General features: G+C 36.6%; 14 protein-coding genes. 7 read left to right on the top strand and 7 right to left on the bottom strand.

Annotated elements, in window-relative coordinates:
* Positions 1 to 5: 5 nt before the first annotated feature.
* The 7 genes from BK583_RS05260 to BK583_RS05230 all read right to left on the bottom strand — a co-directional run bounded on the left by BK583_RS05260 (position 6) and on the right by BK583_RS05230 (position 8,269).
* Positions 6 to 1,820, bottom strand: a complete 1,815-nt coding sequence (locus BK583_RS05260) for a CDP-glycerol glycerophosphotransferase family protein (protein ID WP_437182795.1) — start codon at positions 1,818 to 1,820, stop codon at positions 6 to 8.
* Between the two features lie 17 nt (positions 1,821 to 1,837).
* Positions 1,838 to 2,863 carry a ribitol-5-phosphate dehydrogenase gene (locus BK583_RS05255; protein WP_055736462.1) on the bottom strand — a complete coding sequence of 342 codons (1,026 nt, stop codon included), beginning with the start codon at positions 2,861 to 2,863 and terminating at the stop codon, positions 1,838 to 1,840.
* 9 nt (positions 2,864 to 2,872) lie between these two features.
* Positions 2,873 to 3,610: an IspD/TarI family cytidylyltransferase gene (locus tag BK583_RS05250; RefSeq protein WP_055736463.1), complete on the bottom strand. Its 738-nt coding sequence runs from the start codon at positions 3,608 to 3,610 to the stop codon at positions 2,873 to 2,875.
* Between the two features lie 65 nt (positions 3,611 to 3,675).
* The gene (locus BK583_RS05245) at positions 3,676 to 4,872 is read right to left on the bottom strand and encodes a CDP-glycerol glycerophosphotransferase family protein (protein WP_055736464.1); all 1,197 of its coding nucleotides are present in this window, start codon (positions 4,870 to 4,872) and stop codon (positions 3,676 to 3,678) included.
* 15 nt (positions 4,873 to 4,887) lie between these two features.
* A complete protein-coding gene (locus BK583_RS05240; RefSeq protein WP_055736465.1) occupies positions 4,888 to 5,646 on the bottom strand; it encodes a CDP-alcohol phosphatidyltransferase family protein in 759 nt (252 codons plus the stop codon).
* A gap of 57 nt (positions 5,647 to 5,703) precedes the next feature.
* Positions 5,704 to 7,083: a sugar transferase gene (locus tag BK583_RS05235; RefSeq protein WP_236702402.1), complete on the bottom strand. Its 1,380-nt coding sequence runs from the start codon at positions 7,081 to 7,083 to the stop codon at positions 5,704 to 5,706.
* A gap of 160 nt (positions 7,084 to 7,243) precedes the next feature.
* Positions 7,244 to 8,269, bottom strand: a complete 1,026-nt coding sequence (locus BK583_RS05230) for a glycosyltransferase family 2 protein (RefSeq protein WP_055736466.1) — start codon at positions 8,267 to 8,269, stop codon at positions 7,244 to 7,246.
* Positions 8,270 to 8,398: 129 nt separating this feature from the next.
* Between BK583_RS05230 and BK583_RS05225 the strand changes: the two genes are divergently transcribed.
* The 7 genes from BK583_RS05225 (at position 8,399) to BK583_RS05195 (ending at position 15,304) form a co-directional block, all read left to right on the top strand.
* On the top strand, positions 8,399 to 9,178 hold the full coding sequence (locus BK583_RS05225) for an SGNH/GDSL hydrolase family protein (RefSeq protein ID WP_134258686.1): 780 nt from the start codon (positions 8,399 to 8,401) through the stop codon (positions 9,176 to 9,178).
* Between the two features lie 259 nt (positions 9,179 to 9,437).
* Positions 9,438 to 9,830 (top strand): class Ib ribonucleoside-diphosphate reductase assembly flavoprotein NrdI, encoded by a 393-nt coding sequence (gene nrdI / locus BK583_RS05220; RefSeq protein WP_038482752.1) that lies wholly within the window; start codon positions 9,438 to 9,440, stop codon positions 9,828 to 9,830.
* Positions 9,751 to 11,895, top strand: coding sequence for a class 1b ribonucleoside-diphosphate reductase subunit alpha (nrdE, locus tag BK583_RS05215; RefSeq protein WP_078440055.1), 2,145 nt, complete (start codon positions 9,751 to 9,753; stop codon positions 11,893 to 11,895). Before nrdI ends, nrdE begins: the two co-directional genes overlap by 80 nt.
* A 37-nt stretch (positions 11,896 to 11,932) precedes the next feature.
* Entirely contained in the window at positions 11,933 to 12,916 is a 984-nt protein-coding gene (gene nrdF, locus BK583_RS05210; RefSeq protein ID WP_038482758.1) for a class 1b ribonucleoside-diphosphate reductase subunit beta, read from the top strand.
* A gap of 115 nt (positions 12,917 to 13,031) precedes the next feature.
* The gene (locus BK583_RS05205; protein WP_055736468.1) at positions 13,032 to 13,655 is read left to right on the top strand and encodes a hypothetical protein; all 624 of its coding nucleotides are present in this window, start codon (positions 13,032 to 13,034) and stop codon (positions 13,653 to 13,655) included.
* Positions 13,656 to 13,697: 42 nt separating this feature from the next.
* On the top strand, positions 13,698 to 13,889 hold the full coding sequence (locus BK583_RS05200; RefSeq protein WP_038482763.1) for an SE1832 family protein: 192 nt from the start codon (positions 13,698 to 13,700) through the stop codon (positions 13,887 to 13,889).
* Positions 13,890 to 14,011: 122 nt separating this feature from the next.
* Positions 14,012 to 15,304 (top strand): glycoside hydrolase family 18 protein, encoded by a 1,293-nt coding sequence (locus tag BK583_RS05195; RefSeq protein ID WP_055736469.1) that lies wholly within the window; start codon positions 14,012 to 14,014, stop codon positions 15,302 to 15,304.
* The last annotated feature ends 26 nt before the right edge of the window (positions 15,305 to 15,330 follow it).

Genomic DNA, 15,330 nt, shown 5'->3' with positions numbered 1-15,330 from the left:
AAAATTTATTGTTCTTTTTCTAAAATCAACTGTTCTACAAAACGTCTAGAAGCAAAACCATCAAGATCATCAAAAAAGTATTCCACGAACGGTTTTATTTTTTTGAAATCATAATCTTCATTACGTATACTACTAATTATATCCTCTGTAGATTTTGCTAATTTACCGGGAATAAATGATTGGTATTCAAAGTAAAAATCCCTTTGTCTAATATATTCTTCCACATCATAAGCAAAAAAGATCATCGGTTTTTCTAACAAAGCAAATTCAAAGCATACAGAAGAATAGTCGGTAATGAGTATATCTGTAACAAACAGAAGATCATTTATTTCTTGGTAATCAGAGAAATCATAAAAAAAGTCAACATACTGATAGGGAATAACTACTTTATTGTTAACAAAAGGGTGGATCTTAAAAACAAAAACGTATTCATCCTTTAAGTTATTATACAATTCATCAAACTTCAGTACATCAAAAGGGTAATGTGCTGAGCTTTGACCATTACCTCTAAAAGTCGGTGCAAAAAGAATTACTTTTTTATTTTTAAGTTCTGGGTATTCTTCATAAATTTCTGCTCTTTTTGCTTCTTTGTAGACATCGTCAAAGAAAACATCTGTTCTTGGAGCACCAATTGGAACAATGGTCTCTGCCTCTTCTATTCCAAACCCTTCAGCATAATGTCGTCCAACGTTTTTAGAACTGACAACGGCTTTTGTATAATTCCGATGATTTTTTGACTTTATTGAAGGACCACCTGGTCTACCAATTCTACTGTATCCAAAGGTTTTAAATGCTCCTACAGCATGCCAGACTTGTATCAAATCAGCAGATTTTCTTATTCTTAGGGGATAAATCATTGGATAAAAGTCATCCAAAATAATCTTCTTAGATGTTGCGCACCAATAGGCTAAATTCCATATATCGGTGAATGATTTTCTTTCATCAATTGAATTTTTCAACATGAATTTATAGTCAATGTCTAAATTCATACTTCTCATTTCATCATAAATAAACGAGAAATTTCCATTCATTTCTGATCTGCTGTCAGTAGCAAATAAAACTCGGTTTTTCTTAACAGAGAAAATATGGAAGAAGATATACAACATTTTAAAAACATACTTCCGCATGAATTTATATTGCTTTGATTTAGTAGTATTAAACTCCAACTGACTTGGATGAATATCCTTAAGCTTTGTTGATGTCATCTCCAATGTTTTTGTTTTTCGGTTATAGACTGCCATTAAATTATACTCTAGTAATTTTTTCGCAGAGAAAAACTCCATCTTTGAAGAATGAAATTCATTTTTTAAGAATTCACTTATATTGCCCAAAGGTAATAACGTTTCGACTAATTCAGAGTCTTTATTGAGTGCCGAAACTGAAATATAACAATTATATTTACCGGCAGGAAGTGGTTCCCTTTGTTCAGTCAGTTGTGCAAAATTTACCTCTAACTTAAAACCTGCCCACTTATAATTCTCTTTTTCAAATTCATTCATATTGACGTTAGTCTTTAAATCGATCATAGGCACTTCATACGAAGTTCCACAATCATCTAAATTCTTTACAATAAGGCTTTTTGTTATATGGTCTTCTTCTATGTTTGTTATTCCATTTATATATGCAAAACCTTCTATGTTCAGGTAAGCACCGTTCCAAGTCAAATTGGTTACTTTTTTTGTACCAGGTAGTTGCTTTCGCATATCTTCTATTTCATTTAATTTTTTTAATTGATCAGCCAGCTCACCTTCTTTGATTTTTAAAATACCATCCTCTTCTTCATAAGGTAGCTGACTATTACTTCTATACACGCTATTCATCCTTCCTTGCTAAACAACTAAATTTTCCATTCCATTACTGTTTTTCCCCAGCTTGAGACTAAATCTTCCTCAAACGCTGAGTCAATATCTTTAATTGAATAGACGTCAATTACGTTTGTAACCAATTGGCTTAAGTAATCAATTACTTCCTTATTCTGTTGCAAGAAGTTTACAGCATCTTGAAAATCTACGGTACCACTTCTGCTACTTCCAAATAGTGTTAAACCCTTTTCTAATACTAACCTAGTATTTACTTCAATAGGTTCTTCACTTACTCCTAATAACGATACTGAACCCATAGGATTAATACAATTAATAATTTGGTCGACGGCACTCTCGCTACCTCTTCCTCCAACACATTCAAATGCATGATCAATATTCAAATCTTGAGGAATATCATTTATTAAAACTTTTTTATCAACAAATGTAAAATAATCAAGTTTATAATCATTCTTACCAAACACAACAATAGTAGACTCCGGATACATTTTTCTTAATAAGAGTGCAGTGATGTACCCTAAATTTCCATCTCCCCAAATTCCTAATGTTTCTTTTCGTTTATGCGTTTTCTCTTTAAATCGTCTTATAGCATGAATTGAAACACTAACAAGTTCTAGAAATGAGGCTGTATGATTATTTAGTTCAGTAAATAAAGGCACTACTCGGTCTCTATTTAAAAATACATAGTCCTGTGTGAAACCATCGTAACCACTGGATCGAAAATTGCTTGATGGTAAATAGTTTTCTTCTACTACCTCATCTGATTCTGTAGGTGTGTTCGGAACCATTACTACTGCTTGACCAATTTCAAACTCATTTGTTGGATCAAAAACAACTTCTCCAATTCCCTCATGAATTAATGCCATTGGTAATTTTTTTTGTAGGATGCTTGCTTCTCTTCTTCCTTGGTAATATCTCTGATCAGCAGCACAAACAGACAAGTATTTTGGACGAACAACTAGCTTATTTCCATTTAAAGACATATCTCTATAAGTAATCTCAAATCTCCCAGGAGACACTAATCGATAAATTTGATTAATCATTGTATCCTCCTACATTTCCTCTTCTAAATCGATTTTAGTTATTTCTGAATCACGAATAATAGCTTCAGCAACTTTTAAATCATAAGGTGTTGTCACTTTAATATTAAATACTTCTCCTCGGACTAATCGGACTTTTTGTCCTTTTAATAGCATTATTTTTGCTGCATCGGAGAGAATATTTCTTTCATTCTCGCTTAAATCATCATAGGCTTTCTTTACTGCATTTATATTAAAGCTCTGAGGCGTTTGTCCTTGGTACATTTCATCTCGAACAGGAATGTTGGAGATGAAAAAGTCATCTTTTGATTCAACAATTGTATCGACTGCCTCTATTACAGTATCAACTGCACCATATTCTAATGTTTCATTAATGTTTTCTTCAATTATTCTATGGGTCAAAAATGGTCTAACGGAATCATGCGTTACAATAATATCATCATCATTGATTCCATTTACATTTTCAATATGATGGATCGCACTCATGATTGTTTCATTTCTAGTTTGTCCACCTTTTATCACTTCAACAACGTCATTACTAGGAATATGTTGATTAATAATATCTTTTGTATACGTCATCCACTTCTCAGGAACGACTACAAGTATTTTATCAAAACGCGTATTTAAAATGAATTTTTCAATTGTATGGATAATGATTGGTGTTTTGTTCAAGTTTAAAAACTGCTTTGGTAACTTGGTGTTTCCCATTCTTGTTCCTTGTCCACCAGCAAGTATAGCTGCATAAATCATATAAATCCCTACTTTCAATTTTATTTAATAATCTTTTAAAACTATAACATGAATAATTTAGGTCGTTAACTGAGTATCTTTTCTTGAATAAAATCTACTTGTCTTTTTAGAACAGGTTTCTGCACTTCTTTAGAATAAAATATGTCTCTTACCCTAATACGATCTTCTTTAAATTCATCCACATTATGTAAGCAGTAATTTTCAATCTCCTTTACCAACTGTGAAAACGTGGTAACCTTTGGTCCAGGGGTAGTATCATCATAATTAAAGTACATTTCATTTGAGTGCATTAAATATTTATCTAAATCAAAAGGAAAGAAAATAATCGGCCTATTCAGCAGTAAAAAATCTGTGTAACAACTCGAGTAATCCGTAATTAAAACATCGGTATATTTCAGTAAGATCTGTGGTTCAATCTCATCACTACTTACATCTAATATGTTCTTTAAATTACCGGGTATTTTCCCCTTACTAAACATATGGCGTTTAAGGATAAACAGAATATCATTTTCCTCACAAATCTGATCTAATTTCACAAAATCGATCACATTATTAATATCCGGGTCATCAAGACCATGATTTCTGTGAGTTGGCATATATGTAACTGTTTTAGAATACTTTATCCTTTTATCAACGCTTTCATCATCAATCGACTTTTGATAGAAAACATCATTTCTTACTTGCCCTAAAATGGGAAGCTGTGATTGAGAGAGCAGAAACGTTTCAGGAAAGAATTTAGACACAGTTTCACTCGTTGAAAATACATAATTTTCTTTACCTCTATTTGTTTTTTCTACTAACATCATAAAATAACGCTTTACTTTGTTTTTTTCATGTATTGCGCGATAAGTAAATGTCTGAGAGCGAGCGGCCCAAACTTTTTTTAGACCTACACCATGCCAGGTGTTTATTGAAAGAACTCCGCCAAGAAAAACCTTTGTAAAATCATCATGTATAGAGTGAGAATGAACAACAGTAGCAGCTCTTAATTGATAGTATATCCCTTTTAATGACCATGATGAATATACTGTATGCTCCATTTCTCTCATAGTTCGCAATGTCTTTTTATTCTTTGTTATCCAGACACATTTAAAGTTACTATTCCTTACAAATGCCTTATAAAGATACTTTGTATTGCCTCTAAAAGCCTTACCGTTTTCTCCTCCAAACACAATAATTTTCTTAGATCTAGGAGACAATTTTGACAGCTGATAGATTAATACGATAGGCACTCTTTTTACGACACTTAATAGTTTATTCATTTAAACTCTCCAATGTTACATTCTTATATAAGTAAGGACACCTCTTAAAATGGCTTTTGCAAAGGTTAATACTGTGAACAGCAACAAGAAATATAAGTAAATCGATGGTGAACTAAAGTAAATATTAAATGGAATGAATATCAATAAAATAGTAAAAAAACCAGGTACTCCCGTCCAAAAAGCAATTTGATCAAAAAACGTTCTTTTTCTTAATCGATAAACCGGGTCTTCTTCGTCTTTTTTTGTGAAAGTAAGCTCGTAAGATAAAGGAATTTGTAAGCTTAAAAATGCAAATGTAAATCCTGTGTATAACAATAAGCCTATCCCTAGAGGAACCACTCCCCATAGATAAACAATGGAAAGAATAACGGCAAACGAAATAATAACGGTATTTCCTCTAATAATATTATCTAAAAATGCACCTTTTTGAGAGGTGATTTTTCTTAAACGAGCCATTTCACCATCAACACAGTCAAACAGATACCCTAATACATAGCAAATAAATGAAATGAATAATGCTAATGGACTTCCTTCGATAAGAGTAAAACCGCATAAGAAAAAGAATAGCAACGATAAAAAACTCACAAAGTTTGGTGTCAGTCCAAGTTTATTAAATATTATCGTGAAGTAAATAGAAATTCTTCTTAAAAAGAACCGAGCAAAAGGTTCCTCCACAACAGTGGGCTTTTGACATTTAGCTCGTAGCTTCTTAATAGCTTCGCTTTCCCACGGGATTATTGGGTAATCGTTTTTCAAAATTAAACTTCCTCTCATAATAATACCCTGCTCAGTGTATGTGCAGGGTATTATCTTACAAAAAAATTCATAGCTTTAATTACTCTGTGTGCTACTTTGGTTAGGATACGTTTTCGTTTTCGCTTTTGTTGAATTCGTTTCTCCTTCTGACTTCGCCTTATTAATCACCACAAGTATGGTCTGCATTAAGATGGTTAAGTCTAACCAGAAAGAATAATTTCGGATATAGTGTAAATCAAATTTTAGTTTTTTATCCGCGTCTGTTGTATATTTACCCATTACTTGCGCATAGCCAGTAATTCCTGGTTTTACAGCATGGCGATAATTAAACCATTTGTTTTCTCGTTGAAACTGTTTCGTAAAGAATTCACGCTCTGGTCGTGGACCGACAAGAGACATGTCTCCTTTCAATACATTAATCAACTGCGGTAATTCATCAATTCTTGTTTTACGGATGAATTTACCCATTTTCGTAATTCGGTCATCATTTGATTTTGCTAGTACAGGGCCAGTTTTTGATTCGGCATCAATGACCATGGAACGGAATTTTAAAATGTTAAACGGCTTATGGTTTTTGCCAACCCGTTCTTGTTTAAAAAATACGGGTCCACGATCTTCAATCTTAATCCCAATTGCCGTAACAACCATTACAGGTAATGTAGCCACAATCATTGCTACAGCAGCAGCAATGTCAACCCCTCGTTTAATGAGGAGCTGTGTTAATGAAAGCGTAAATGGTCTAACTTGCATCACCATCGTGTCATCCATTGTTGTCACAGATGTGTTCATAAGCAGCATGTCATTCACTTTAGGAACAACATAGACAAGCTTTTTATTTTTCATCGCATGGAACATTAAACGATCTTTCTTTTCTTCTTCTAACTCTGAACCAATGAAGACGACGTTAAATTGGTTAATTTGTGTGCGCAGTTGGGCTAGCGATTCTTTTTTATCATACCATCTAACATAGCTACTCTTTGAAAGGAAAGAGGCTAAGCTATCTTCCATTTCTTCAAATTCTTTTTCTGTTCCGATAAACATTACTTTGCCTTTTCTCGATAGCTGGCTATATTTCGTGAAAGCCGATTTCCATACTAATAAAGCAATAAAGGCAATGCCATGTGCGGATAATAGAACTGAACGTGGCATGGCGAACTCACGGAAAAAGAAGGAAACCGTCATCGTAATTAACAAAATGAACGTTACCGCTATAGCTAATTTCCTAACAATATCCCATACATCGTATTGAACTAAACGATCAAGCTCATAAATACCCAAAAAAAGGATGCTAATCACAATAATCCAAGGTAAAATCCCTAAAAACGCGTCATAGTTCTTAGGTGTCATTTGCTCATTAAAAAGAAGAAAGGCAAGACCATATGATAATACAATTAATACTAAATCCACGACCATTGTAAGCGCGCGTGTCGCTCGGTTTGGAATCATATTTGGCATCGTCTTAACTCCTAGTTTCATAGAATTTTAAACTAAGGTTCATTTTAGCATAAGTGTGATCGAATGTCTTTTATCAAAAAGAGGTTTGATAAAATACCATACAGATTGTTTTCTTCACATATTCTTTCATAACTAAACCATTCCAATCATTTATGAATACTCACGTATTTGTACGTCTTATACGCCAATAGCTACGGGAGAAAAACGCTTGAAATGATGCATAGCCTCGTACGAAATGGAGCACGAAAAAAGTTGCTGCACATGGAAGCCAAGCGCCCATTCCGTTTTCTTTTGCACATGGATACGACACGGTTAAATTAAGAATCGCGTATACGAGAACAACAATACTAAACAAGATGAGTGCACTTGTACTTAAAAACGAGGCAATCAGTAAGATTAAACCAGCTAAAAACGCCAGCAAAGGAATTCGGTGACGTAACCCTAGGGCTCCAGGTGTTGCTGCATTCGCAATGATGTTCCATTTGCCGTCACCGAGAGATTTATCAATCAGCCCTTTTACTGTCGGTCTTACAAAATAGGTTGATTGGATACTAGTAGATAAGAAAAAAGTCTTGCCTGCATCTCGCATCCGTTTATGAAATTCAATATCTTCGTTTCGTTTTAATCGCTCATCAAACAAACCTACGTCAGTAAAAACGGCTCGTTTATAAGCCCCATACGGTACGGTATCTACAAAACCTTCCCATTCCTTCCCTTCAAGTGTTCGGAATTTTGAATTCCCTACTCCAAATGGATGTGAATAGACATATTCATTAATCTTCCCTTGTTTCCCTAGACCACGAGATTGGATAATCCCTCCAACTACATCAGCACTGGGCTGCCGCTTTATACAGTTGACATAGCGCTGCAAGAAATCCCTTGGAACAGTTGTGTGGCCATCAATTCTCAAAATATACGACCCACTAGCACCTTTAATTCCAATATTCCAACCGATTGGTAGTGTTTTTTTCGGGTTATCGAATAGACGTATTCGGTGCCCTTGCTCAACAAACCCTTGAATTATTTCCAATGTACGGTCCGTAGAGCGACCGTCAACAACGATTATTTCAAAATCAAATCCATTTTTCTCTTGCTTTAACAAGTTTTCCATTAACGTCGCAATATACCGTTCTTCATTTCGTATAACGAGTAACACACTTAATAAGATTGTTTTATTCGTAGACATGTTTTCTCCTTATTAATCGGCTTCGTGATGGTGACAATGACATTCCTTGGATCAAATAAACTCTTTCTATGTTCGCCAACCATGACTATAATAGATTGTAGATAATTGTCAAGAAAGGACGTAATGATGTTGAAAAAAATAGGTTTCCCTCTTGTTATTCTGTTTAGTATAACAGGAATTATTTTAAGCTATATGTATGATCAACAGCAAATTGCAGAGATTGCCGATGAAGCTACATCATCCATTCCTGTTGAAGAAACCAAGCCAAGCGAAGAAATAGAGGATGAATCAGTCGTAGACGAAACCGTTTCTTTAGGTTGGCTAGGAAGCCACATAGACAATGATCCTTCTCTTAGTCAAAAAGTGGTTTTTGTCGGATCTTCGTCGTTTACGAGTACTGAAAGTGATCACGGATGGCCAAACCTTGTTATGGAGGAAACCGCTCATGCGATTGACACTACAACCATTGATTACGAAGTATTAACTTATTCAGGGGAAACAGTCTCTTCTTCTCTGATTGCTGATACAGCAAGGGACATTACCGCAGCGGATCCTACCGTTCTTATAATTGAATCGTTCTCACTAAACGATAACCAGTATTACTTACCATTTACTGAACAAGAATCCTTTGATAATCTTTCTCTTTTTCTAACGCATATGGAAAGCGAGTTACCCGATACTGAAATCATTGTCGTTCCTTCAAACCCTTTTCCTAATGCCTTACACTATTTAGAAAGAAAAAACGTGCTTGATGAACAAGCGTCTACACTTCCAGGTACATATGTTGATCATTGGGGAGCGTGGCCTACAGGCGAAGGGCTAGAATCCGTTACTCAAAATTTACGTCCTAATGATGAGGGACATGAAATTTGGTCAGAGGCATTTCTAGAATTTTTTATCGATTCATAAGCTTATGTGTTTCTTTTTTTGCATGTTAAACAAAAATATTTCCGTTATAATGGACAGCGTTCTACAAAAAGTAGGGCGTTTTTTCTTTGTCGAAAAAACGTTAAATTACGCTTATCCACAAAGAAAGAGTTGAAACAACCGTGTTTTTCTCACTTTCCCACAGGCTGGGGATAAAATCAATATGTTGATTTATTTATGTTTATCGTCTACCATATGTGGTATTAAAGATATAGATCATTTATATTGGAGATGTTCACTAATGAAGATACTTTTCGATTCTAGAACTGGTAATGTGAAGCGATTTACTGAAAAATTACCATTCGAATGTGAACAAATTACTGAGTCGTCATGTGTGGACGAGCCCTATGTTCTTCTCACATATACGACGGGATTTGGTGACTTGTCTCCTAGAACACGCCAGTTTCTAGAAAGCAACCATAGATGGCTAGTAGCTGTTGCAGCAAGTGGAAATCGCATTTGGGGCGATCGTTTTGCAAGAAGTGCAGACTTAATTGCAACGATGTATCACGTACCAATTCTTCATAAATTTGAATTAAGTGGCACAGCAACAGATGTTGCACACTTTATACAGGAGGTTCATTCTATTGACAACACTAACGCAAAACTCAGTACCAAAGTGGGTTCAGCTTAACAATGAGCTCATGATCGCAAAAGACGGCTCGTATCAATTTGAAAAAGATAAAGAGGCTGTACATAGTTATTTTGTCGATTATGTGAATCAAAATACGGTCTTCTTCCATGACTTAGAAGAGAAAATGGAGTACCTGGTAAAAAACGATTACTATGAGGAAGAGCTTTTAGACTTATATACAATGGATGAAATAAAAGAAGTCATGAATGTTGCTTACAATAAAAAGTTTCGCTTTCCTTCTTTTATGTCAGCATTCAAATTTTATAACGATTACGCATTAAAAACGAATGACAAAACAAAAATCCTTGAGCGGTACGAAGATCGCGTTGCTATCGTCGCGCTTTTCTTTGGTAAAGGCGACGTTAATAAAGCAAAAGACCTTGTGAAAGCCATGATCTCACAAGAGTTCCAACCAGCAACACCGACCTTTTTAAATGCAGGTAGAAAACGACGTGGAGAGCTTGTCTCTTGTTTCTTACTGGAAGTCAATGACTCGTTAAACGATATTAGTCGTGCCGTTGATATTTCCATGCAACTATCTAAGCTTGGCGGGGGGGTTGCGTTAAACCTCTCTAAGTTACGTGCAAAAGGTGAAGCGATTAAAGACGTTGCCAACGCTACTAAAGGGGTTGTTGGCGTTATGAAACTGTTGGATAATGCCTTTCGTTATGCAGATCAAATGGGACAACGTCAAGGTTCTGGTGCGGCTTATTTAAACATTTTCCATGCTGATATTAATGATTTCCTTGATACACGAAAGATTTCTGCTGATGAAGATGTTCGTGTAAAAACATTATCTATTGGCGTTGTCATTCCAGACAAATTTATCGAACTTATGCGTGAAGATAAAGATGCGTACCTTTTCTATCCTCATACGGTCTACAAGGCGTATGGTGAGCACTTAGATGAAATGAATATGGAAGATATGTATGAGACATTAGTAGATGACCCAAGGGTGCGTAAAGAAAAAATTAACCCTAGACGCTTGTTTCAAAAGCTTGCGATTCTTCGCTCCGAGTCTGGGTACCCGTACATTATGTTTGCAGATAATGTGAACAAAGCCCATGCAAACAACCATATTAGCAATGTTAAATTCTCGAACCTTTGCTCAGAAATTCTACAAGCTTCACAAGTTTCAACGTATAATGATTATGATCAAGAAGATGACATCGGATTAGACATTTCTTGTAACCTAGGTTCTATTAACATAATGAACGTAATGAAAAATCGTTCACTTGAACAAACCGTTTCGCTAGCAACAGATGCCCTTACAAGAGTATCCGAATCAACCAATATTACAAATGCACCAGCAGTTCGCCATGCCAATGAGAAGATGAAATCTATCGGCCTTGGTGCAATGAACCTTCATGGTTATCTTGCTGAACAGCATATCGCTTATGAAAGTCCTGAAGCACGTGACTTTGCTAACACATTCTTTATGGCAATGAACTTTTATTCCATCAAACGTTCAGCAGAGATTGCCCGTGATCGTGGCGAAACGTATTATCGTTACGATGAGAGTACGTACGCTACAGGAGACTATTTTACGCCTTATCTTACGACAAACTTCACACCTCAATACGACAAAGTCGCTACTCTATTTGAAGGTATGCACATTCCTACAATAGACGACTGGAAAGAACTACAAGCTTTTGTTCAAGAGCATGGTCTTTTCCACAGCTATCGATTGGCTATTGCACCTACTGGTTCCATTTCTTATGTCCAGTCAGCTACGGCAAGTGTTATGCCCATTATGGAGCGTATTGAAGAACGAACATATGGAAACTCAAAAACGTACTATCCAATGCCAGGCTTAACAGCCAATAACTGGTTCTTCTTTAAAGAAGCATATGACATGGACATGTTTAAAGTCGTCGATATGATTGGGACTATTCAGCAGCATATCGATCAAGGCATTAGCTTTACATTATTCTTAAAAGACACCATGACAACAAGAGATCTAAACCGAATTGATCTCTATGCACACCATAAAGGAGTTAAAACGATTTACTATGCACGAACGAAAGATACAGGCCAAGATGACTGCCTATCTTGTGTCGTTTAAAGCTTATATCGTCTAACATCAAAAAGGAGCGCACCCTATGACACACGTTTACGACGCAGCAAATTGGTCAAAGCACGAAGATGATTTTACACAAATGTTTTATAACCAAAACGTTAAACAGTTTTGGCTTCCTGAAGAAGTCGCTTTAAATGGCGACCTTCTTACATGGAAGTACTTATCTGCTAACGAAAAGGATACGTATATGAAAGTGTTAGCTGGGCTAACCTTACTTGATACGGAGCAAGGCAATACAGGAATGCCTATTGTTGCTGAACATGTGAACGGCCATCAGCGAAAAGCGGTACTTAATTTCATGGCGATGATGGAAAATGCTGTTCATGCAAAATCCTATTCAAACATCTTTATGACTCTTGCCACAACCGAGCAAATTAATGATGTATTTGAATGGGTAAAAGAAAATCCACGTTTGCAGAAAAAAGCAGATACGATTGTTTCTCTCTATAAAGCGATTCAAACAGGAGATGACATCTCACTATTTAAAGCGATGGTCGCATCGGTTTACTTGGAAAGTTTCTTGTTTTACAGTGGATTTTATTACCCGCTTTATTTCTATGGGCAAGGTAAGCTTATGCAAAGTGGAGAAATTATTAATTTGATTCTCCGTGACGAGGCTATTCATGGCGTATACGTCGGCTTACTGGCACAAGAAATTTTCAATAAACAAACACTAGATACGCAAACAGCGTTAAAAGAGTTTTCAATTGATCTCTTAAAAGAACTTTACAAGAATGAGCTTGCCTACACAGAAGAATTGTATGATCCAGTTGGCTTGTCACACGATGTGAAGAAGTTTATTCGTTACAACGCGAACAAAGCGCTGATGAACCTTGGATTTGATCCTTACTTTGAAGATGAAGAAATTAACCCAATCGTTTTGAACGGTTTAAATACAAAGACAAAATCACATGATTTCTTCTCAATGAAAGGAAACGGTTATAAAAAAGCAACTGTTGAACCATTACGAGACGATGATTTCTTTTTTGCCGACCAAACATCATAATGTACGGATTAAAGAAAAAAGAGCAGGATCATCTTGCTCTTTTTTCTTCTTGCGTCTTAAGATACAGTATAAGATAATGTAGAAGTTAATCGTTTTTTGACAAGGAGGTACTATGATGGGCAAGATGGATGAAATGATTGTTGTTGCACCACGTAAACACGTTTTCCATGATGAGTCTCTTGCATTTCAAGGCGTTGTTAGCAACCATGAGCAAGTTGCGACCATTATGAATCGGATTAATCGCCATTTTAGCGAGATGAGACGAGGAAACGCAGAGGAAGACGAGTTATACAAGCAACCAATCCCATATGTCGTCATTCGTAAAGGATCAGCTATTTACGCATATGAACGGTTAAAAGGTGGCGGCGAAGCGAGACTACATCAAAAGTTATCCATTGGGTTTGGTGGTCATATGAACGCTACATCGTCTTCAGATTTTAAAGATATGCTTGAGGCGAATACAGAAAGAGAACTACATGAAGAACTTCAATTCGATCCTACACATATAAAAGGTATGAAAACCATTGGACTTATTAACGATGATGAAAATGATGTCGGACGTGTTCATATTGGTATTTTGTCTGTATTGGACCTAGCGGAAGAAGCAACCGTTACAGTAAAAGAAACCAATCAACTTGCAGGTATGTGGCTGACAGTTGACCAACTTAGCGAAGAAGAGACATTCGGCCGCCTTGAAACATGGTCACAATTCGTTATTGAGATTTTAAAAAAGGGGTAATTCCCTTCTTTTTTCTTTAGTCCATTCTAAGGAGTGAAACGAATGAAAACCGTTCAACAATTAGAAAGTGAGCTTGCAGAACTAAAGAGTGATTTTATTCGTATCCAAGGAGACGTCGAAAAAATAGAAACAATTGGCGGTAATGTAACTAAAGCCGTTGAACAGTTAGACGCTCTCGAAAAAGAAATTGCTAACGTTAGACATCAGCTCCGTGAAGCACGAATCGAAGACTAAATTGTACCAAGCCTGTCGAAAAAATCGACAGGCTTTTTTTGGGCTTCCCTTCACTCTCTTCTTTTTTATACCTTTCACGCATATCTTTAAACAATTACGAGTACTTACAGAGGTGATAAATCATGCAAATTCATGTTGTGCAACAAGGAGAATCACTTTACGGCATTTCACAAGCGTACAATACCACAGCTGAAGCGCTTATTACCGCCAATGAGTTAGATGCACCTAATGAGCTCGTTGTTGGGCAGGCACTCGTTATTCCGATAAACGGTCGCTACTACTTCGTTCAGCCAGGGGACACACTCACTCTCCTTTCTTATCGCTACGGTCTGCCTGTTCAAGAGATTGTTCAATTAAATCAGCTTAACCTTAACCAAGACCTTTATCCTGGTCAACGCCTTTACTTTCCCCCTGCACCAAAAAGCCCGATCGAGACGAACGCCTATATTGAGCCGATTAATAACGTACTGAGCGAGAACCTCATAATGGCAGCTCAAAGTGTTGTAGCCTCTCTTACGTACTTAGCACCTTTTAGCTATCAAATTCAACGAGATGGCAGCCTAAGCGATTTGAACCTTGGTTCTCTGCCTGACATAGCCGGTGAAGCGGGAGCATCCTTAATGATGGTCATTACAAATTTAGAAGATGGCGCCTTTAGTGGCGATCTCGGTCAAACTGTGCTAGAGAATGAATCCCTCCAAGATGCTTTGTTGGACTCCATCATTGCTGAAGCAAATCGTGTCGGACGTTTTTCAGACGTACATTTTGATTTCGAATTTCTTCCAGCCACTATGCGCGAGCCTTATAATCAATTTTTACGAAAAGCAGTTGAACGATTGCATCCACAAGGGTTACTCGTTTCCACTGCACTTGCACCGAAAACAAGCGCAACCCAAACTGGTCAATGGTATGAAGCCCATGATTACAGTGCACATGGCACCATTGTTGATTTCGTTGTATTAATGACATATGAATGGGGTTACTCAGGCGGACCTCCCCTCGCTGTTTCCCCCATTGGCCCCGTTACCGATGTTGTCAACTATGCTCTGTCTGAGATGCCGTCTGAAAAAATAATGCTCGGGCAAAATTTGTACGGTTATGATTGGACATTGCCCTATGAACCAGGTGGTGAGTATGCGCGTGCTGTAAGCCCACAACAAGCCATTACCAACGCACGTGAAAACAATGCCGTAATTCAATACGATGAAAACGCACAGGCTCCTTATTACTTTTATGTAGATGAAGATGGTGCCACTCATGAGGTTTGGTTTGAAGATGCTCGCTCCATCAATGCTAAATTTAACCTTATTCGTGAAAAGGACTTGCGCGGTATTAGCTATTGGAAATTAGGGCTGTCTTTCCCCCAAAACTGGCTACTATTAAATGATCAATTCACTATCACTAAGCGTAGCTAATTTTCACAATGTAAGAGGCTCTTTGT

The sequence above is a fragment of the Shouchella oshimensis genome (assembly GCF_002019765.1).
Lineage (GTDB): Bacteria > Bacillota > Bacilli > Bacillales > Bacillaceae_D > Shouchella > Shouchella oshimensis.
This window is presented reverse-complemented; position numbering and strand designations above follow the sequence as displayed.

Excerpts from the sequence above, each read along its gene's own strand:
- BK583_RS05260 (WP_437182795.1), bottom strand. The coding sequence starts at position 1,820 with ATGAATAGCGTGTATAGAAGTAATAGTCAGCTACCTTATGAAGAAGAG.
- BK583_RS05255 (WP_055736462.1), bottom strand. The coding sequence starts at position 2,863 with ATGATTAATCAAATTTATCGATTAGTGTCTCCTGGGAGATTTGAGATT.
- BK583_RS05250 (WP_055736463.1), bottom strand. The coding sequence starts at position 3,610 with ATGATTTATGCAGCTATACTTGCTGGTGGACAAGGAACAAGAATGGGA.
- BK583_RS05245 (WP_055736464.1), bottom strand. The coding sequence starts at position 4,872 with ATGAATAAACTATTAAGTGTCGTAAAAAGAGTGCCTATCGTATTAATC.
- BK583_RS05240 (WP_055736465.1), bottom strand. The coding sequence starts at position 5,646 with ATGAGAGGAAGTTTAATTTTGAAAAACGATTACCCAATAATCCCGTGG.
- BK583_RS05235 (WP_236702402.1), bottom strand. The coding sequence starts at position 7,083 with ATGCCAAATATGATTCCAAACCGAGCGACACGCGCGCTTACAATGGTC.
- BK583_RS05230 (WP_055736466.1), bottom strand. The coding sequence starts at position 8,269 with ATGTCTACGAATAAAACAATCTTATTAAGTGTGTTACTCGTTATACGA.
- nrdI (WP_038482752.1), top strand. The coding sequence starts at position 9,438 with ATGAAGATACTTTTCGATTCTAGAACTGGTAATGTGAAGCGATTTACT.
- nrdE (WP_078440055.1), top strand. The coding sequence starts at position 9,751 with ATGTTGCACACTTTATACAGGAGGTTCATTCTATTGACAACACTAACG.
- nrdF (WP_038482758.1), top strand. The coding sequence starts at position 11,933 with ATGACACACGTTTACGACGCAGCAAATTGGTCAAAGCACGAAGATGAT.
- BK583_RS05205 (WP_055736468.1), top strand. The coding sequence starts at position 13,032 with ATGGGCAAGATGGATGAAATGATTGTTGTTGCACCACGTAAACACGTT.
- BK583_RS05200 (WP_038482763.1), top strand. The coding sequence starts at position 13,698 with ATGAAAACCGTTCAACAATTAGAAAGTGAGCTTGCAGAACTAAAGAGT.
- BK583_RS05195 (WP_055736469.1), top strand. The coding sequence starts at position 14,012 with ATGCAAATTCATGTTGTGCAACAAGGAGAATCACTTTACGGCATTTCA.